Source organism: Xanthobacter sp. DMC47 (assembly GCF_056313845.1).
Map to the genome: position 1 here is coordinate 129714 of NZ_JBQUZM010000005.1, position 17415 is coordinate 147128.

17 protein-coding genes are annotated in these 17415 nt (G+C 69.4%); 7 read left to right on the forward strand and 10 right to left on the reverse strand.

The genetic code is table 11. The features are described from left to right. Window positions 1-36: 36 nt before the first annotated feature. The 8 genes from ACT54R_RS20790 to ACT54R_RS20825 form a co-directional block, all read right to left on the reverse strand. Window positions 37-339: an STAS domain-containing protein gene (locus ACT54R_RS20790; RefSeq protein WP_168457568.1), complete on the reverse strand. Its 303-nt coding sequence runs from the start codon at window positions 337-339 to the stop codon at window positions 37-39. Further along, a complete protein-coding gene (locus tag ACT54R_RS20795; RefSeq protein WP_476329464.1) occupies window positions 323-1972 on the reverse strand; it encodes a Na/Pi cotransporter family protein in 1650 nt (549 codons plus the stop codon). The genes ACT54R_RS20790 and ACT54R_RS20795 overlap by 17 nt, the downstream gene beginning before the upstream one ends. A gap of 142 nt (window positions 1973-2114) precedes the next feature. Continuing rightward, on the reverse strand, window positions 2115-2558 hold the full coding sequence (locus tag ACT54R_RS20800) for an ATP-binding protein (RefSeq protein WP_168457566.1): 444 nt from the start codon (window positions 2556-2558) through the stop codon (window positions 2115-2117). 11 nt (window positions 2559-2569) lie between these two features. After that, on the reverse strand, window positions 2570-2920 hold the full coding sequence (locus tag ACT54R_RS20805) for an STAS domain-containing protein (protein WP_168457565.1): 351 nt from the start codon (window positions 2918-2920) through the stop codon (window positions 2570-2572). Between the two features lie 117 nt (window positions 2921-3037). Continuing rightward, complete coding sequence (locus tag ACT54R_RS20810; RefSeq protein WP_476329468.1) at window positions 3038-3712, reverse strand: hypothetical protein; 675 nt, start codon at window positions 3710-3712, stop codon at window positions 3038-3040. Next, window positions 3712-4785: an ABC transporter substrate-binding protein gene (locus ACT54R_RS20815; RefSeq protein ID WP_168457563.1), complete on the reverse strand. Its 1074-nt coding sequence runs from the start codon at window positions 4783-4785 to the stop codon at window positions 3712-3714. The genes ACT54R_RS20810 and ACT54R_RS20815 overlap by 1 nt, the downstream gene beginning before the upstream one ends. Then, window positions 4785-6770 carry an MFS transporter gene (locus tag ACT54R_RS20820; protein WP_476329470.1) on the reverse strand — a complete coding sequence of 662 codons (1986 nt, stop codon included), beginning with the start codon at window positions 6768-6770 and terminating at the stop codon, window positions 4785-4787. The genes ACT54R_RS20815 and ACT54R_RS20820 overlap by 1 nt, the downstream gene beginning before the upstream one ends. After that, a complete protein-coding gene (locus ACT54R_RS20825) occupies window positions 6767-7405 on the reverse strand; it encodes a hypothetical protein (protein ID WP_476329472.1) in 639 nt (212 codons plus the stop codon). Before ACT54R_RS20825 ends, ACT54R_RS20820 begins: the two co-directional genes overlap by 4 nt. A gap of 250 nt (window positions 7406-7655) precedes the next feature. Here ACT54R_RS20825 and ACT54R_RS20830 point away from each other — a divergent pair, with 250 nt between their 5' ends. The 4 genes from ACT54R_RS20830 (at window position 7656) to ACT54R_RS20845 (ending at window position 12764) form a co-directional block, all read left to right on the forward strand. Beyond that, window positions 7656-8402, forward strand: a complete 747-nt coding sequence (locus ACT54R_RS20830; protein ID WP_476329474.1) for a hypothetical protein — start codon at window positions 7656-7658, stop codon at window positions 8400-8402. After that, window positions 8392-9225 (forward strand): hypothetical protein, encoded by an 834-nt coding sequence (locus ACT54R_RS20835; protein WP_168457559.1) that lies wholly within the window; start codon window positions 8392-8394, stop codon window positions 9223-9225. Before ACT54R_RS20830 ends, ACT54R_RS20835 begins: the two co-directional genes overlap by 11 nt. Further along, window positions 9225-11276 (forward strand): SpoIIE family protein phosphatase, encoded by a 2052-nt coding sequence (locus ACT54R_RS20840; protein ID WP_168457558.1) that lies wholly within the window; start codon window positions 9225-9227, stop codon window positions 11274-11276. The genes ACT54R_RS20835 and ACT54R_RS20840 overlap by 1 nt, the downstream gene beginning before the upstream one ends. Before the next feature lie 279 nt (window positions 11277-11555). Further along, window positions 11556-12764: an MFS transporter gene (locus ACT54R_RS20845; protein ID WP_476329478.1), complete on the forward strand. Its 1209-nt coding sequence runs from the start codon at window positions 11556-11558 to the stop codon at window positions 12762-12764. A 71-nt stretch (window positions 12765-12835) separates the two neighbouring features. Here the strand turns inward: ACT54R_RS20845 and ACT54R_RS20850 are convergent, their stop codons facing one another. Continuing rightward, complete coding sequence (locus ACT54R_RS20850) at window positions 12836-14284, reverse strand: FAD-binding oxidoreductase (RefSeq protein ID WP_476329480.1); 1449 nt, start codon at window positions 14282-14284, stop codon at window positions 12836-12838. Window positions 14285-14455: 171 nt separating this feature from the next. On the opposite strand from ACT54R_RS20850, the gene rimM reads away from it, so the two are divergent. The 3 genes from rimM to rplS all read left to right on the forward strand — a co-directional run bounded on the left by rimM (window position 14456) and on the right by rplS (window position 16299). After that, window positions 14456-15010, forward strand: a complete 555-nt coding sequence (rimM, locus tag ACT54R_RS20855; RefSeq protein ID WP_476329482.1) for a ribosome maturation factor RimM — start codon at window positions 14456-14458, stop codon at window positions 15008-15010. A 48-nt stretch (window positions 15011-15058) separates the two neighbouring features. Next, window positions 15059-15772: a tRNA (guanosine(37)-N1)-methyltransferase TrmD gene (gene trmD / locus ACT54R_RS20860; protein ID WP_476329485.1), complete on the forward strand. Its 714-nt coding sequence runs from the start codon at window positions 15059-15061 to the stop codon at window positions 15770-15772. A 104-nt stretch (window positions 15773-15876) separates the two neighbouring features. Next, window positions 15877-16299, forward strand: a complete 423-nt coding sequence (gene rplS / locus ACT54R_RS20865) for a 50S ribosomal protein L19 (RefSeq protein WP_476329487.1) — start codon at window positions 15877-15879, stop codon at window positions 16297-16299. A gap of 56 nt (window positions 16300-16355) precedes the next feature. On the opposite strand, the gene ACT54R_RS20870 is transcribed toward rplS, so the two are convergent. Next, on the reverse strand, window positions 16356-17270 hold the full coding sequence (locus ACT54R_RS20870) for a hypothetical protein (protein ID WP_476329490.1): 915 nt from the start codon (window positions 17268-17270) through the stop codon (window positions 16356-16358). Between the last annotated feature and the right edge of the window lie 145 nt (window positions 17271-17415).

Sequence of the window (17415 nt, forward strand, 5' to 3'; positions counted from 1 at the left end):
GGCGTTGTGCCGCTCAGGCGCCGCGCGGGCTTCTGGTCAGTTGATCTCGAACAGGGTCGAGAAGCCGGAGATGTCGAACACCTCGCGGATCTGCGGCTGGAGCGAGGACAGCGCGAGCTTGCGCTTGGCCCCGCGCATGGCCTTGCCGGCGACCAGCAGCGCGCGCAGGCCGGACGACGACACGTAGTCCACGCCGGCGAGGTTCACGGTGATCCCCCCGTCGGTCATCGACACGACTTCCATAAGGCTCGCCTCGAACGGCTTGGCGTTGGGCGTGTCGAGGCGCCCCGCCACCTTCAGCACCACGTCGCTTCCGACCTGCTCACGCTCGATGTGCATCAGCCTCTACTCGCTTGATGTCCGCCTCCGGGGCGGCCGGCTGATCCGGATTATCCTCATTCTCGGGCGTACGCAACGCAATCGCGCTGCGGCGCACCAGCCAGATCGCCCGCTCGAACAGGCTGGTCGCCAGCAACAGCTGCCGCGCGTCCGACCCCGCGCCAAGTGCCGAAGCGGCAAGCTGGCGACGGATGCGGTTCAGCATCTCCGAGCGATCACCGGAGAGCGCGATGATGAGATCGAGGTCCTCCACCGGCCCGTCCGTGGCGTCGGCGAGGGACAGGGTGATGGTGCGCAGCGATTCCGAGAGGGCGAAGGCTAGCGGCGGAACGTCCTCGAAGCCCTCCACCACCTCGGTGAAGTCGTGCAGCGTGTCCTGCAGGGTGCGCACGTTCTCCACCAATGCTTGGTGATGCAGCGCCACTTCCAGGCTGTCGCGGGCGAGGCCGACGACGATCAGTTCCGAGATGAACTGGTCGACGGCAAGGCCCACCGAGGCGGCGCCCCGCCACAGGGCGAGCCGCTCGCCGGCGTCGCCGCTGTCTTTCTGATCGAGGTCCGGCAGCAGGGTCGGCAGCAGCTTGATCAATCGCAGCGTTTCGCTGACCGCGAGGTCGAGCGCGGTGGAGGGATCGGCCAGTGCGTCGTCATGGATGAAGCGCGGGCGCGAGGCGCCGTCCTCGATCGTCGGCGGACTCAAGGCGGCGGCGAATTTTTCGGAGATGCCGCGGGCGAAGGCGACCGGAATGGCACCTGCAAGCTGCAGGGACAGGAACAGGATCGACAGGGACATGGACGCCGCGCCCTTGCCCGCGGCAGCGAGGGTTGCGACCCCATCGAAGCCGACGAGACCGCCGAGGCCGAAGAAGGCCCCGACCACAAGGCAGCCGACCGCCTTCACCAGCACATGGACGTAGCAGAGCTGGCGGCCCGTCCCTTCCAGCCCTCCGGCGGAGATGACCGCCGCGAGGCCCGAGCCGAGGTTCGCGCCGAGCACGATGAAGACCGCATCATTGAGGCCGAGGAGGCCGGCCTGCATCAGCGCCAGCACCAGAATGGTGGGGGTGGAAGACGACTGGCTGACGACCGAGATGGCAAACCCGAGAAAGAAGCCGAGCAAGGGCGTCAGATGGGCGGCAAGGCTTCCCGCTACGACCGAGATGTCGAGCGCCCGCGGCGCCTCCTTGATGAAATCGAGACCGAGCAGCGCCAGGGCGAGGCCGAATGCCACCCCCATCCATTGCGCCATGCCGCGGCGGCGGTCGAGGCGGAAGTGGAAGGCGATTCCCACGAGGCCCACGAGATAGAAGACGAGAAGCCGGAAATCGATCGCCGCCACGAAGACCAGCGCCGCGGTGCCCACATTGCCCCCGGCAACCACGGGAATGGCGTCGCGCGTGGTGAAGGCGCCGCCACGCACGAGATTGCCGCTAATGACCGCAACAGCGTTGGACGATTGCGTCGCCGCGCCCGCCAGCGTGCCGCACAGCAGCCCAGCCACCGGTGAGCGCGTGGCCCGGCGCAAAAGCGTGCGCAGCTTCCGGCCCGTTGCCTGCTGGAGATGCGTCGCCATCGCCTTGAGGCCGACGAACAGAAGGCCGAGGCCGGCCACAAGCTCGGCAATAACGAGCATAGATCAGGCATTCCCTTGCGGTATCATGGGAACGACGCGGACGCGGCCGAGGTTCAGCGGCCGGGACTGCGCAGTCCCCCGACCAACCATCATAGATCGCGAAGTGCGACACTCTCGTGAGCGGATGCGGCCTCGATCAGGCTCAGCCGGCTGCGTTGGCCACCAGGGTCAGCTGGTTTTCCTCGCCCTCGCGGCTGTAGTCGAGCGTCTCGAGGAAATGGCGCATCAGCTGCACGCCGTGGCCGCCGATCTTGGCGTCCTCGATGCTGTCCGGCACCACCGGCTCGGCGATGCTGGTGGGATCGAAGGGCACGCCATTGTCGATCAGCCGCACCGCCACCCGGCCTTCCGGCAGGCGCCAGCACTCGATGCGGATGTGCGGCTGCCGGTCGGTGCCGGCGAAGCCGTAGGAGACGACGTTGGTCAGCGCCTCCTCGAGGCTGAGTTCCAGCGCGAAGCGGGTGGCGTCGGGCCAGCCCTGCTCATCGGCCAGCGTGCCGAGCCAGCCCGTGGCATCGGTGATGTCGTCGATGCGCGCGCCCACATCGAGGGTCGAGACGAGGGTTCCGGCCGCGGGCGTCGCCATAGGAGCCGCCGTCAGGTTGCCGGAGAGACGCCGGCGGCCGCGAGCGCCTCGTCCCGCGTGGCGTGGATGCCGACGAGCTGGTCGACGCCGGTGGCGCGCAGCACCTTCTCCACTTGGGGGTCGCAGGCGAACAGCCCCATCGTTCCCCCCTTGCGATGCAGCCCCTTAGCACCCGCGAGCAGCAGGCGGATGCCGATGGAGGCCATGAACGGCGTGCTGGAGAGGTCCACCACAAGCACCCGCGCGGCCTCGCAGGACGACTTGAACTCCGGCTCCACCGCCGCCGCGCCGGCAATATCCAGCCGGCCCTCAAGGCGTACGAGGATGATGTCGGGGCCGAGGGGCGTCCTCTCGATCTTCATGGGGCCAGTTTCTCTCTGGATCGGGAAGCCCGCATCGCGCGGGCACAGATTCAGTGAACCATACGACAGTTTCGTGACGCGCAGGAGAGGCCCTTGGGGAACCCCTGCCCTGGGGACTCAGGCTTTTCGGGGGCGCGCGTAGAGCACGCCGGCGGCACCGGAATCGGTGCGGCAGCGGGCGTAGCCATGCCAGCCCTCGGCAAACAGCTCCTTCTGGCGCGCCGTGTCGAGGGGATCGACCAGAAGGGTCTCTTGCGGATCGAAGGTGGTGAAGTCGCGCACCATCACGTAGCGCGCATAGCCGCCGAAGAAGAGCTGGATGTCGTAGATCGGGAACCCCTCGGCGAGCAGGCTCGCCCAGCTCGGCGTGTTCACCGGAGCGGCGGTGGAGAACAGCACCATGTCGGGCGGCGCCGCCTCGACCCGCGCAGCGATCAGCACCCGCTGCAGTCCCCGGCCCCGATAGGCCGGATGAACCGAGGCGCCGGCCAGCCGGCCCACCGACAGGGCGGGATCGAGCCCGAGCAGCCGATGCGGGCCGTCCTTGGGCGAATGGTCGTGCTGAAGGATGCCGTAGGCGACCAGCAGCCCGCCGTCATAGAGCCCGATGATGAGGCCGCGTCCGCCGAGGATGCTTTCGAAATAGGACCGGTTCTCCGGCTTCACCACTTCGGGGCGAACCAGCGGGCCGATGGCCAGATGATGAAGGGTGTCGATCGCGTCGAGATCGTCCGGCCCGAGCGTGCGCTGAGTCAGCGTAGAGGGCGGCGCGGCCTCGCGCAGGGCGTTCATCACGTGATTACTTCCGCATAATTGAGCATGGCGATGGGCGGATAGACGCCGAGCTGCTTGGCCACGTTCATGTTGATGATGAGGGCGAAGCGCTTGAGCGTCTCGATCGGGATGTCCTGGGGCGGCACGTGCTGGACCAGGATTTCCGCCGCCTTGGAGGCAGCGAGCTGGCCCACCGAATAATAGCGGCTGACTAGCCCGACAAGCCCCAGCCCCTCACGCAGGAAGAACTCCGTCGCGCCAAAGGTGGGCAGCCCTGCCGCCAGCGCCGCCGGCCCCACCCGGTCGAAGATGGTGGCAAGGAAGGTATCCGCGGGAAGATAAAGCCATTCGGCGCCCTGCGCCTTCAGGTTCCTCACGAAATCCTCCACCCCGTCACCGGTCGGCTTGCTGCCCACCATGGTCAGGGGCTGCGCCAGCACCTCGGCGCCGATGGTCGCGGAGAAGGCCTTCATTTCGTCGATGATGGCGACCGAATTGCTCTCGTTCGGCGAATAGATCACGCCGACCTTCTTGAACGCCTTGTAGCTCTGCATGGCGCGCATCTGCACGTCGGTGGGCACCACATGGACCGCGCCCGTGACGTTGCGCCCCGACGAAGCGAGCGAGGGGGCGATCTTCACCTGCACCGGCGCCGCCACCAGCGCAAACACCACCGGGATGTCGCGCACGAAGCCGGCGGTGGGCGGCGCGTCATAGGGGCCTGCGACGCCGAGCGTCAGGGGCGTGCCATAGGTATAGATGAGGTTCGGCCGGAAGGTCGGCAGCACTTCCGCGAGGATCGGCTTCACCTTGCTCGCATCCCGCTCCACGTCGCGGGTCATGAACTCGACCTTGATGTCGTTGGCCGCGAAGTAGTCGCGGAAGCCGCGCTCCACGTCGGTATCACCACGGAAGGTGAGCATCAGGACGCGAAACGCCTCGCCATGGGCGGCAGGCGCGGGAGCGGGCGCTCCAGCCGGGCGCGGCTGGCCATTGGCGCCGTTGGTCTGGGCGAAGGCGCCGGGGACAGTGCCCACCAGCCCCGCAGCACCCGCGCCGAGGCCGAGTGCGAGGAGGGAACGGCGATCCATCAGGCGGAACTCCCTTCCGAGGCGGCCGCGGAGGAGGCGCGGCGCGAATGATGGACGAAGACTTTGCGTCCGGATAGCGCAAATAACATAGCTCCGGCTACCGCCACAGCGCCGAGAAAACCCGTAGCCGACGCAAAGCCCAGGGTCGAAAGCAGGAAGCCGGCGCTGGCGGGACCCGCGGCGTTGCCGGACCGCTCCACCAACCGGAACAGGCCGAGCACACCGGCCGCCCGGCCAGCGCCCAAGGTGGTCGCGGTATCTGCCACCAGCGCCGATTGGGACGCGATGGACATGGCCTGTCCCCAGCCCAGGGCCACCAGCGCGACCACGATCAGCGCCACCGAGGGGTGGATAAGCACCGCCATGGCGCCGATGCCGGAGACGAGCCCACCCGCCACCACGAATCCGGCGCGGGCGCTGAAGCGGTCGGCAAGGGCGGCGAAGAACGGCACGCCGATCACCATGAGGACCGGATAGATCATCTGGAAGCGGCCGATAGCCGCGGAGGAGAAGCCCTCGCGCTGCAGTTCCAGCGGCACCAGCAGGAAACACAAGGCTGCGAACAGGAATTTGGCAGGAAAGGCGCAGCCGAGGAGCAGCGACATCAGGCCGGGCGCGCGCCCCGCGGCTTTGAGGTCGGACAGACCCACGCTGGCGACACTGCGATGCCGTTCGGCGGCCGGCAGCGTCAGGCGCGCCACCAGCAGCGCCACGAGGGCGAGACCCGCCGACGTCGCGAAGGCGACGCCCGGCCCCAGGCGGTCGGCGATGACGCCGCCGATGGGTGGCCCGCACAGGCTCGCCACCATGATGGCGCGCACGAACACCGCCAGTGCCGCGCTGCGGGCCGCTCCGGAGGAGAGGTCCACCACATGGCCCTGCGCCGAAACGAACACCAGCGCGTAGCCGACCGCGGTGGCGACGCGGGCGGCCAGGAAGACGTCATAATGCGGGCTCACCGCCGAGACGACATAGCCCGCCGCCGCCAGCGCCGCGCCCGCGATGAAGCCGGGGCGCCGGCCGAGCCGCTCGGACAGCGAGGCGAACGGCACCTGGCAGAGGGCCACGACGGCCATGAAGGCGACGATGGGCAGGCTCGCCGACACATCCGGCCCGAAGCCGGCCGGCACGCCCAGCGCCTGGGCGGCGCGCGGCAGGAACGGACGGGTGAGTTCCTCGGCCAGCATGAACAGGAACAGGGCGGGGCGCACGGCGATGGCGGCCTCGCTCTCGGCCGCCTGCACCCGGCCGAGGCCCGTGCGGGCTTCGATCTGATCGAGCCGGGCCAGGGCCTCGGCATCGCCCCTGCGCTCCGCCTCGGAACGCAGGGCGAGATGGCGCTCGGCAAGGGTTTCCACATGCCGGTCGATGGGCAGGATCAGATCGCCGGCGGCCCCGCCGCCGCCTTCCTGGCGCGAGAGCACGCCACGCTTCAGCGCCTTCAGCCGCCGCTCCACCGCCACCAGCGATTCGAGGCCGCGAGTGCCGACGACCAGCGCCACGAGTTCCAGGGCCACCAGCAGGGCGACCACGCCGATGAAGGCGACATCCACCAGCACCGCGCCGACCTGCTGGGAGACGACCGAGGGATCGACCACGATCATCACCTCGCCGAGGCGATTGCCCGCGGCATTCTCCACCGGCACGAAAACCCGCGGCGCATCTCCGCCGGCCGGCGCATCGCCCGACCGCGCGAGTTCCTTTCCGCCGGCGGTGTTGAGGCTGATCTGCGTGAACTCGACGTTGGCGGCACGCAGATCATCGAAATAGCGGTTCACGCCCACCAGCCGGTCGAACGGGACGCCAACGTCGGCCGCACGCTGAACGAGGTCCGCGGCGGCGCGGCCCACCGAATTGGCCTTGGCGACGATTTCCGGCGCGATTGTGCGCTGGGCCGCCTGTTCCGCGCCCCATCCGATCACCGCCAGAGCCGAGCAGAGGATGATGACGATGGCGATGGAGATTCCGCCGCGCAGGCCGATCATGCGGCGCCCCCACCGGTGACGCCGGCGGCCGGCGGCTGGGTTGTCCTGTGCGCCTCCTCCACGGAGGCGAGCGCGGCCCGGGCGGCCGGCGGCCACAGGCGCGGCTCGGCGGCGCGCCGCACGGCCCGCTGCAACAGCGCGGCGAGCAACAGGCCGATGACCAGGGTCGCCACGCCGGCCCACAGGAGCGTGGGAAGCGCGATGCGCCTCAGGTCGGAGGCGAGCGCCGCCGAGCCGTTGGTCAGGATTCGGGTGTCATAGCGCACCACGACGCGGCCGAGGCTCTGGCCGATATCGTTGCGGACCGGACGCGTCAGGCCGCGCTCCGTGTCCCGGTTGGTATCGATGCCGACGCGTCCGGGCTCGCTCGAGAACAGCACGATGCCATGCTCGTCCGTGAGGTCCATGGAACGAATCGCGTCCTCGACGCGCGATTCGCGCTCGAGCACCGCCGTCAGCGCCTGTTGGGCGGGAAGCGCTATGCCGAGGGAGGCGGCCTTTTCGGCCACATCAACCACACGTTGCGCGGCGATGCCGCAACGGGCCTCGATCACGCCGCGATGGGCGTTGATGAGAGTGACATAGGAGAAATAAGCGCCGAAGGCGACGCACGCGGCCGCGATGAGCGCGAACACGATGATGAGCCCCAGTGTGGTCCGCCTCATGACCCTTCGCGCTCGAAAACCGCGCTCCCGGCGCGCCATCCAAACCCGCGCTCGAAACCGGCGCGCCTGACCTTGGGGCCAGGCCCCGGCCGCCCGACCTTCATGCCACGAAAAGCAAGCTGACAATGCAGGTTTTTTTGGTCGCAGGGGAGTTTTTTGTCTGGTTTGGCTGCGAGCGCGCGGTTAACGTCCGGCCGTCCACCCCACCGAAGTTCCCCGCATGACTTTCGTAAGCCGGCTCATCCTGGTCGCCGTCGTTTCCGTGACCGCTGCGGTGGTGGCGGTCGCGGTGATCGCGTTCTCGGCCAGCGACCGGGTGGGCGAAGAGATCGAGCGCGCCCGCGTCGCCAACCTGCTCGGCACGCTGCGGGCCTCCACCGAGGCGAATCTCTCCATCGGGCTGCTTCTGGACCAGATTTCCCTTCTGCAGCCGCGTATCGAGCGCGAGAAGGCGGGCGACCCTTCGATCCTCGCCATCGACATCTTCAATTCCGCCGGCCGCGCCATCTATTCCACCGACCGCAGCGTGATCGGCGAGGAGGTGAGCCCGGACTGGGTGAAGCGGCTCGGCGACGACAACCAGTGGGCGACGGCCGAGCGGGGAGACACCGTGTTCGGCACCCGCTTCGAGAACGACCTCGGCGTCGCCGGCGGCATTTCGGTCACCGTCTCGGACGAGGCGCGCAGCGCCCGCTCGGACCGGCTCGGGCTCGACCTCCTGATGCGCACCGGCGTGCTTTCGCTCGCCGCGTCCATCGCCGCCATCATCGCTGCCGTGGTGTTCGTCCACATGCTGACCCGTCCGTTCGACCGCGTCGCCAAAGCCCTGCGCGGGGAAGGCGGCTCCACGGGCGACGACGGAGGCCTCGCCCCGCTCGCCGAAGCCACCGTGAAAAGCTGGCGCGACGCCGAGGCGCGGGTCGACCGCGGCCTCGGCCAGCTTGGAGCGCTCGACGATGCGGCCTGAGATCGCCGAGAGCGGCCGCGCGCGCCTCGTGACCGGGCTGTTCGCCCTCATCCTCACCCTCATTCTCGGCGGTATCGCCGCGGCCGTGCTCGTCAACGGCTACCGCGCCCGCGTCGAGGAGAGCGCCCGCCGGGATGCGCTCGTGATCGGCACGTCGGTTGCCCGCACCCTCGCCCAGCAGTTCGAGAAGGCGGCGCGCTTCGGCATTCCGCTGAAGCTCCTGCCCGGCGTGGAGCAGCATCTGTCCGAGACGCTGACGCGCACCCCCGGCCTCACCCAGATCGTGCTGCGCGGATCGGACGGACGCGAGATCCGCAGCGCCATCGGCGAGCATTCCGGCACTGATTCGGTGAGCGCACCGGTGGTGGTGGACGGCAACACGGTGGCGGCGGTGGAAGTCACCACGAATCCCGCCGCCCTCGCCACCTCCTTCGCCGACATCGGACTGAAGGCGGCGGTGGTGGTCACGGTCTGCGCGGCGCTCGCGGCGCTCGCAGCCGGCCTGCTGGTGGGCAATGCGCTGGAGCGCGCCCGGGCGCGGCTCGCCACCGGCCTCGCCGAGGCGGTGAATGGCCAGTATGGCGAGCGCGACGTGATGATCCATCACGGCCGCCGCCTCGGCGCGCGCGGTGCGGTGGGCCGGGCCTTCCGCGAGCTTGAGCACGGCAACCGCAGGGTCGCCGAGCGCAGATCCGTGTTCGAGGCTTATGCGGAGGAGCTTCTGGCGGTGGATTTCGACGGCGGTCTCAGGCCGGACGTGGAGCGGGTCCGGCGCGAGGTGCTGGCGCCGCCGGGCCGTGCCGACAAGGTACGGGGTTCGTGATGCTGCTGCGCACCCGCATCACTCTCATTGTCGCCACGGGCTTCACCGTGCTCATGCTGGGCATCTGGGGCGCCACGGTGCTGCGCGACCGCGTGGCCCAGGCCCGCGAGGGCGAGCTGTCCATCGAGGGCCAGACCGTCCTCTGGCGCGAGATCGTCGCCTTCCAGACCGCCAACCTGGCGCGCATCCTGGAGCGCATCGACACCTCCTCGCCCTTCCGCATCGCGCTCAGCTTCTCGGACCGGCCGGGCATCGCCGCGGCGATCCGGGAGGTCGGCATCGACATCGACGATCCCGCCACCTATTTCGAGGTGGTGGCCGCCGACCGTGAGGTGGTGTTCAGCGACGGCACCACAAATGCCCGCTACATCCTGGATGCCGGCAGCCTCGACCGTGCCCTCAAGGGCGAGGTGCTGTCCGGTCTGCGCCAGATCAGCGGCTCGCAGGTGATCGTCATCACCACCCGCACCGTGGAACTGCCGGGCCGCGGCCGGGCCGTCCTGGTGCTCGGGCGCGACGCCTCCCTCGGCATGGAGCGGTTCGCCCGCGGCATCAGCGCCGCCACGACCCTCATCACGCTGCGCGGGCGGGTGGTCGCCAGCACCGATTTCCGCCTGTGGGAGCGGGCAAAGGTCTCCATCACCCCGCGCCGCCCCACCGCCGAGCAGCTCGTTCTGGATGGGCGCAATTACAACGTCACGTCCATCCCCGTCGCCGACGTCAGCGGCAGCGCCGTGGGTGCGCTGGTGAGCCTTGAGGACACCACGCAGACGGTGCAGGCCACGGCCTTCATCCGCCAGTCCGCCGTGGCCGGCGCCATCGGCCTCGTACTGCTCGGCGTCATCGGTCTCAACGTTTTCCTCTGGTACAGCTTCCGGCCGCTCGAATCGGCCATCGACGTACTGCAGGCCCTGTCGCGCGGCGACACCTCCGTGACGGTGGGCCACACCGGCAATGACGAGATCGGCCGCATCGCCTCGGCAGTGGTCGCGCTGCGCGGCAACGTGCAGGCCCTCGCCGAAAGCCGGCGCCAGCGCGACCGAGTGCGGCGGCGCCAGGAGGTGGTGATCTCGGGCGAGCTTCAGGCCCTGGCCGACGCCATCGACCCGACGGATCGCGAGGAAGTGCTGGCCCTGCTTGCGAAGGGCGAGGAGAGCGAGAACGACGATGAGCTGAAGCGCGTCGCCCGCGTGCTCCACGACCTGTCGCGGCGCATCGTCGAGCAGCACACCCGCCTCTCGTCCATGGTGGTGGAACTGCGCGAGGCCCTCATCACCAAGACCAAGCTGGCCGGCCTCCAGCAGGAGCTGGAGATCGCCCGGCAGGTTCAGCTCGCCATCCTGCCCAAGGAATTCCCGCCGGACGCGCGGGTCGCGGTCCATGGCCAGATGACCCCCGCGCGCGAAGTTGGCGGCGACTTCTACGATTACTTCATGATCGACGACACCACGCTCGGCTTCGTGGTGGCGGACGTTTCCGGCAAGGGCGTGCCGGCGGCCCTGTTCATGGCGATCTCGCGCACCCTGCTGCGGTCCACGGCGCTGTTCGAGCGCTCTCCCGCGGGCTGCATCCGCCGCCTCAACGACCTGCTGGCGGTCGAAAACGAGCAGATGCTGTTCGTCACCGTGCTCTATGGCGTGGTCGACCTCTCCTCGGGGAAGGTCACCTATGTGAACGCCGGGCACAATCTGCCCTATCGCATCGCCCGATCCGGCGAGGTCACCACCGTGCCCTCCACCGGTGGCATGGCGGTGGCGGTGCTCGAGGGCTTCGTCTACCAGCAGCACGAGTTGCACCTCGCCCCGGGCGATACCCTCTTCCTTTATACGGACGGCGTCACCGAGGCCTTCGACATCGACGAGCAGCCCTACGGCGAGGAGCGGGTAGAAGACCTGCTGCGCAGCGGCGCCGCCGACTGGTCGGTGGCCGAGCTGAACGAACGGGTACTGGCGGCGGTGCACGTGTTCGAGCGCGGCGCGCCTCAGGCCGACGACATCACCTGCCTGACGTTGCGTTATTTCGGTGGCCACGGCCCGCGCCGGACTCGCTGACCGTTCCCCGTGTGACGCCTGATGCGGCGGCCAGTGCGGGCGCACGGCAGAATATGCGTGCGTGCCGGTCGCCGAGGCGGTAAGCGTGCCCGGCAGGGTCTTGGAAACACGTGCCTGAAGCATCGAGGGAGCCAACCCTCGCCGGAGGTCGACCGCTGACGCGTGAAAGCGCCGGCGCAACGGCTTCCAGCCGACCAGAGAGGGGGAAACGCAGCATCCGGGACGGCGCAGCCGTGCCGGCCTGATCCCGGCGCCCCGCCGGGGACGGAGAGGCATGTCATGTCCATTGACGCGCGCGCGGCCGGCTGGCCCGCGGCCGAGGTTTCCTCCATCGGCGCCGTCTGCAGCGCCCATTTCTGCAGCCATTTCCTCCAGCTCGCGCTCGCCCCGCTGTTCATCATGATGCGGGCCGATCTCCAGGTTTCCTTCATCGAGCTGGGGCTGGTGCTCTCCGTCTTCTATCTGTTCTCGGGCGCCGGGCAGGTGGCTGCTGGCGTGCTTGTGGATCGCTTCGGCGCCGACAGGCTGCTTCTGGCGGGGATTCTCACCCAGGGCGCGGCGACGGCGGCCATGGGCTTTGCCCCCACCTATCTCCTTCTGCTGCCGCTCGCAGCGCTCGCCGGCCTCGGCAACTCGGTCTACCACCCGGCCGACCTATCCATCCTCAGCCACAAGGTGGCGGCGCCACGGCTTGGGCGCGCCTTCGCCGCCCATGTGATCGCCGGGAGCATCGGCTTCGGCCTCTCGCCCATCGTGTCCGCCGCCATCGGTGCCCATTTCGGCTGGCGCACGGCGCTCATCGCCATGGGTCTGCTGGTGCTGCTGGTGGGGCTTCTGCTCGCCGTCTTCCGCGGGCCGCTGCGCGCGCCGGCGGGACGCGCCGTCCATGCGGCGGCGGGAGGGGCACCGCTGTCGTTCCTTCAGGTGCTGGCCATGCCCGTGGTGCTGATGGCCTTCCTCTATTTCACCTTCACCTCCGTGGCCCTCTCCGGTCTCCAGAGCTTCTCCATCGTCGCGCTGCAGGAAGGCTTCGGCGCGGCGGTGGCGCTGGCGACGCTGGCAGTGGCGCTGTTCCAGGTGGGCAACACGGCGGGCGTCGCCATCGGCGGGCATGTGGCGGACCGCTCCGCCCAGCATCATCAGATCGCCATGGGCGGCCTTGCCGCCGCCGCCGCCTTCGGCTTCCTCGCCGCCTGGCTTCAGGCGGCGCCTGAGGTGACGGTGGGTCTGATCGCCGTGGTGGGCCTGTTCATGGGGCTCACCACCCCCTCGCGCGACGTGCTGGTGCGCGGCGCAGCCCCTGCCGGGGCCACGGGGAAGGTGTTCGGCATCGTCTATTCGGGCTTCGACATCGGCTCTCTGGTGGGCCCGCTGATGTTCGGCCTGATGCTCGACCACCACCATCCACGCATGGTCATTGCAGGCGCTGCCGCCGCCCTGGCCCTTGCCGTCGGCACCGCCTTCGCGGTGCGCCGCAGGCAGGACTAGGGGCCATCGGGAGAGCTTGGGCGAACGATAAAACGGCGCGACTTCGAGAAGGCCGCGCCGTTTCCATCAGCTCAATCCAGCAGCACCTTGCCGGGGTTGGCGAGACCGCGCGGGTCCACGGCGCGCTTGATGGCGGCCATCAGCTCCAGCGCCACCTTGTCCTTGTACATGGGCAGCTCCTCGCGCTTGAGGATGCCGATGCCGTGCTCGGCCGAGATGGAGCCGCCGATCGAGGCCACGAGATCGTGGACGATGCGGTTGAACTCCTCCCAGGTGGCGAGGTAGGCCGCCTTGTCCATGCCCTCGGGCTGGCTGAGGTTGTAGTGGATGTTGCCATCGCCCATGTGGCCAAAGGCGCAGATGCGGATGCCGGGCATATGCGCCTCGCACAGCCGGTTCGCCTCGGCGATGAAATACGGCACCTTGGACACCGGCACGGACACGTCGTGCTTGATGGAGCCGCCCTCGAACTTCTGCGCGTCGGACATGTCCTCGCGCAGCTTCCACAGCGCGTCGCACTGGGCCTCGGATGAGCCCACCACCGCATCCTCGATCTCGCCGGCCTCGAACGCCGCCTCGAACGTGTCGAGGGCGAGCTGGGAGAGGTCGTCGTTGGGGCGGGTTGAGGTGAGTTCGGCCAGCACGTACCAGGGGTGCCGCTCAGAAAGCGCGCGCACCGAGCCGGGCATGTGCTTGAGCACGATCTCCATGCCGAAGTCCGGCATGATCTCGAAGCCGGTCAGGCTGTCGCCAGCCGCATTGCGCAGGCGGCGGAACAGGGACAGCGCGGTCTCGGGATCGGCAATGCCCAGCAGCGCCGTCGCCCGGGCACGGGGCGCCGGGAACAGCCGCAGCACGGCGGCGGTGATGATGCCCAGCGTGCCTTCGGCACCGATGAAGAGGTCCTTCAGCGCGTAGCCGGTATTGTCCTTGCGCAGGCGCGAGAGGCCATTCCAGATGCGCCCGTCCGGCAGCACCACCTCAAGGCCGAAGGCAAGTTCGCGCATGTTGCCGTAGCGAAGAACAGCCGTGCCGCCGGCATTGGTGGAGAGGTTGCCGCCAATCTGGCATGAGCCTTCCGAACCGATGGAGAGCGGGAACAGGCAGCCCGCGCCCTCCGCCGCCTGCTGTACCTGGTGCAGCGTGCAGCCGGCCTCGGCGATGACGGTGAGGTCCACCGGATCGAGGTCGCGGATGCGGTTCAGCCGGCGGAGCGAGAGCAGCAGCGCGCCGAACGGCACCTGTCCGCCGACGAGGCCCGTATTGCCGCCCTGCGGCACCACCGGCACGCCGGCCTCGGCGCAGGCAGCGACCACGAAGGCGACTTCCTCGGTATTGGCGGGCTCGACCAGCGCCGGGGTCGTTCCCTGGTAGAGGCCCCGCCCCTCCACCAGATGGGGGGCGAGGTCGTGGGCGTCGGTGCGCACGTAGGACGCACCAATGCGGGCGGCGATACGGTCCAGAAGGCCTGAGAGGCGGACCGCATCGAGAAGGATGGGTTGGGGGGCATGGCTCGACATGGGGGCGCAAGGTGCATCAGCCGCCGCCGCCGGGCAAGCATCCGATGGGCCGCAAGGCAGCGCGAAAGCGCCGCGCGGGGAGGAAGGCACGGCCTTCCGCTTGGCAAAGACGGACATAAGGTCTAGAGCCGCCGCCGCGCCCCCTTGAAGGCGCCCAGCACCGGAGTTGAGATGACCGACCGCGTCCTCGTCGCCCGCATCGGCGCCCCCCACGGCGTAAAGGGCGAGGTGCGGCTGTTCGTCTTCACCGAGGATCCAGCCGCGATCCTCGACTACGACCCTCTTACCGATGCCACTGGCCGCACCCGCTATCGCATCACGGCGCTGCGGGCGGCCAAGGACCATTTCGTCGCGCGCCTCGCCAACGTCGCCGACCGCACCGCCGCCGAGGCGCTGACCAACGTGGACCTCTATGTCCCGCGCGAGGCGCTGCCTGCGCCGGAGGACGAGGACACCTTCTATCATGCCGACCTGATTGGCCTAGCCGTGGAGGACGAGGCCGGGGCGCGCATCGGCACCGTCACCGCCCTGCACGATTTCGGCGCCGGCGACATCCTTGAATATGCTCCGGCCCTCTCAGGCATCCGGGCGAAGACGCTCATGGTGCCCTTCACCCGCGATGCCGTGCCGGTGGTGGACGTGAAGGGCCGCCGGGTGGTCATCGCCGAGGCCTTCGTCGAGCGTCGCGACCCCGAGCCCGAGGCGGGCGAGGACAAGGAGGACTGAGGCGATCGCGGATTTGACTCCCGCCCTGCCCCGCGCCCATCTCTCCCCATGACCTTCTGCGCCAGCGTCCTCACCCTTTATCCGGAGATGTTTCCGGGTCCCCTCGGCCATGCGCTCGCCGGCCGCGCGCTGGCGAACGGGCTGTGGGGGCTGGAAGCGGTGCAGATCCGCGACCACGCCCTCGACCGCCATCGCTCGGTAGACGACACGCCGGCCGGCGGCGGGCCGGGCATGGTGATGCGGGCCGATGTGCTCGCCCGCGCCATCGACGCCGTGTCCCCGTCCGATGATCCCCGCCCCCGCCTGCTGATGACCCCCCGCGGCCGCCCGCTGACGCAGGCCCGTGTGCGGGAATTGGCGGCGGGCCCGGGCGCGGTGATCCTGTGCGGGCGGTTCGAGGGGGTGGACGAGCGCATCGTCGCGGCGCGGTCCCTTGAGGAGATCTGCGTGGGCGACGTGGTGCTCTCCGGCGGCGAGGCGGCGGCGCTGCTGCTGCTCGATGCCTGCGTGCGGCTCATTCCTGGGGTCATGGGCAAGGCCGAGAGCGGCACGGACGAGAGCTTCTCCAACGGCCTGCTGGAATATCCGCAGTACACGCGGCCGCAGCAGTTCGAGGGCCAGGGCATCCCCGAGGTGCTCACCTCCGGCGATCACGCCCGCATCGCCCGCTGGCGGCACGCCGAGGCGGAGGCCGTCACGCGCGCGCGCCGGCCGGACCTTCTTGCCCCGGCGCATGACGGATCCACGACGGAAAGGGAATGACAGCGCCCCTTTTCTCCTGTATGGAGCCGCGTCCCTTAACTTAAAACGACACGACGTGGCGCCGGGGCGACATGCTCCGAAGCGGCACCAAGAGGTTGGCGACAATGAACATTATCCAGACGCTCGAAGCCGAACAGGCGACGAAGCTCGCCGAGAAGCGGGCCATTCCCGAGTTCCAGCCCGGCGATACCGTGACTGTGAACGTGAAAGTGGTCGAAGGCGAGCGCACCCGCGTGCAGGCCTACGAGGGCGTGGTGATCGCCCGTTCCGGCGGTGGCCTGAACGAGAGCTTCACCGTCCGCAAGATTTCCTACGGCGAAGGCGTGGAGCGCGTGTTCCCCGTCTATTCGCCGCTGATCGACTCCATCAAGGTGGTCCGTCGCGGCAAGGTGCGTCGCGCCAAGCTCTATTACCTGCGCGACCGCCGCGGCAAGTCCGCCCGTATCGCCGAGCGTCAGGACCGCACGGCCGACGCCAAGGGCGGCAAGAAGGCCAAGGGCGCCAAGGCTCCTGCCGCCGCCGAGTGAGGCGCTGAGCCTTCTGTCGAGTAAAACGCGCCGTCGGCCCAGCCGGCGGCGCTTTTTTATGGGCTGAGCCGCTCCGGGCTCGCCCTGAGGCGCGCGATCAGCCCCTCGGGATCGGCCTCATAGGCCCGCCGCACCCGATCGAGCGCCCCCGCTCCGCCGCCGCGATGGCCGGCACCGCCCACATGCAGCCAGCCGTCCGCCAGCAGGAAGGGCTCCATCTCGCCCGTCTCCGGGTCGGCGAGATGCACCCGCCGGCGGCTCGACATCCGCAGGCGCGCGAGGTTCAGGTCGCGATAGAGCACGCCCCAGTTCTGCCCGCCGGTGTCGAGGGTGAGCGGGGTGTCGGTGCCGAAATCCAGCGGGAGGGCCTTCACCGCCGCGAAATCGAACACCGAATACCCCGGCCACAGGTACCAGGCCCCGTTGCCCTCCCCCTCCCGCACCATGCCGTAACAGGGCTGTCCCGCGAGGCGGCCGGAAAGGTCGGTCGGCTCCAGCGGGATCAGGTCGTGATCCAGCAAGGCGAAGGCGCGCGGAGCGGCTGGCCGGATGAGATTGGCGTAAATCCAGTTCAGCGCCACCCCATGGGAGCGCGAGCCGTTGCGCGCGCCACGATAGGGCGTCGGCGGCAAGGGGCAGTAGGTGAGCCCGCGCCGCACGCACAGGTCCGCGATGGCCGCGCGGGCAGCGGGGTCGGTGGAGTTGTCGCACACCACCAGCGGCGTCCCCGGCAGGAAGCGCGCCATGGCATCGGTCAGGAAGTCCACTGCCTGCGGCAGGTTGAAGGCGACCGTGAAGGCGACGACCGGTGCCCGCTCAGCAGTGATGCGTGCCACCACCTCCGCCTGACCCGGCGCGTGTCGGCGGGCGTAGATGCGATCCACCAGCACGTTGCGGACGCGCCGCAGCCGGTGGGCGAGCGGGGTCAGCGCGAGCCATTCGGCGGCAGCGTAGTCGGAAAGGTCGCGCATGGACGCCTTCTAAGGGCCCGGCAGGACGTCGGCCGGGACGGGGACGAACTGGAGCGGATCGCCGCAGGCCGGCCTGCGGCCACGCTCCACCACGGGCGTTCTAGAAGGACTTCGGGATCAGGTCCATGGCGCGGGCCGACCACTT

Coding starts and splice junctions, on each gene's coding strand:
- rimM (WP_476329482.1), top strand. CDS start 14,456: ATGACCGACCGCGTCCTCGTCGCCCGCATCGGCGCCCCCCACGGCGTA.
- ACT54R_RS20850 (WP_476329480.1), bottom strand. CDS start 14,284: ATGTCGAGCCATGCCCCCCAACCCATCCTTCTCGATGCGGTCCGCCTC.
- ACT54R_RS20870 (WP_476329490.1), bottom strand. CDS start 17,270: ATGCGCGACCTTTCCGACTACGCTGCCGCCGAATGGCTCGCGCTGACC.
- ACT54R_RS20815 (WP_168457563.1), bottom strand. CDS start 4,785: ATGGATCGCCGTTCCCTCCTCGCACTCGGCCTCGGCGCGGGTGCTGCG.
- ACT54R_RS20790 (WP_168457568.1), bottom strand. CDS start 339: ATGCACATCGAGCGTGAGCAGGTCGGAAGCGACGTGGTGCTGAAGGTG.
- rplS (WP_476329487.1), top strand. CDS start 15,877: ATGAACATTATCCAGACGCTCGAAGCCGAACAGGCGACGAAGCTCGCC.
- ACT54R_RS20830 (WP_476329474.1), top strand. CDS start 7,656: ATGACTTTCGTAAGCCGGCTCATCCTGGTCGCCGTCGTTTCCGTGACC.
- ACT54R_RS20835 (WP_168457559.1), top strand. CDS start 8,392: ATGCGGCCTGAGATCGCCGAGAGCGGCCGCGCGCGCCTCGTGACCGGG.
- trmD (WP_476329485.1), top strand. CDS start 15,059: ATGACCTTCTGCGCCAGCGTCCTCACCCTTTATCCGGAGATGTTTCCG.
- ACT54R_RS20800 (WP_168457566.1), bottom strand. CDS start 2,558: ATGGCGACGCCCGCGGCCGGAACCCTCGTCTCGACCCTCGATGTGGGC.
- ACT54R_RS20820 (WP_476329470.1), bottom strand. CDS start 6,770: ATGATCGGCCTGCGCGGCGGAATCTCCATCGCCATCGTCATCATCCTC.
- ACT54R_RS20810 (WP_476329468.1), bottom strand. CDS start 3,712: ATGAACGCCCTGCGCGAGGCCGCGCCGCCCTCTACGCTGACTCAGCGC.
- ACT54R_RS20840 (WP_168457558.1), top strand. CDS start 9,225: ATGCTGCTGCGCACCCGCATCACTCTCATTGTCGCCACGGGCTTCACC.
- ACT54R_RS20805 (WP_168457565.1), bottom strand. CDS start 2,920: ATGAAGATCGAGAGGACGCCCCTCGGCCCCGACATCATCCTCGTACGC.
- ACT54R_RS20795 (WP_476329464.1), bottom strand. CDS start 1,972: ATGCTCGTTATTGCCGAGCTTGTGGCCGGCCTCGGCCTTCTGTTCGTC.
- ACT54R_RS20845 (WP_476329478.1), top strand. CDS start 11,556: ATGTCCATTGACGCGCGCGCGGCCGGCTGGCCCGCGGCCGAGGTTTCC.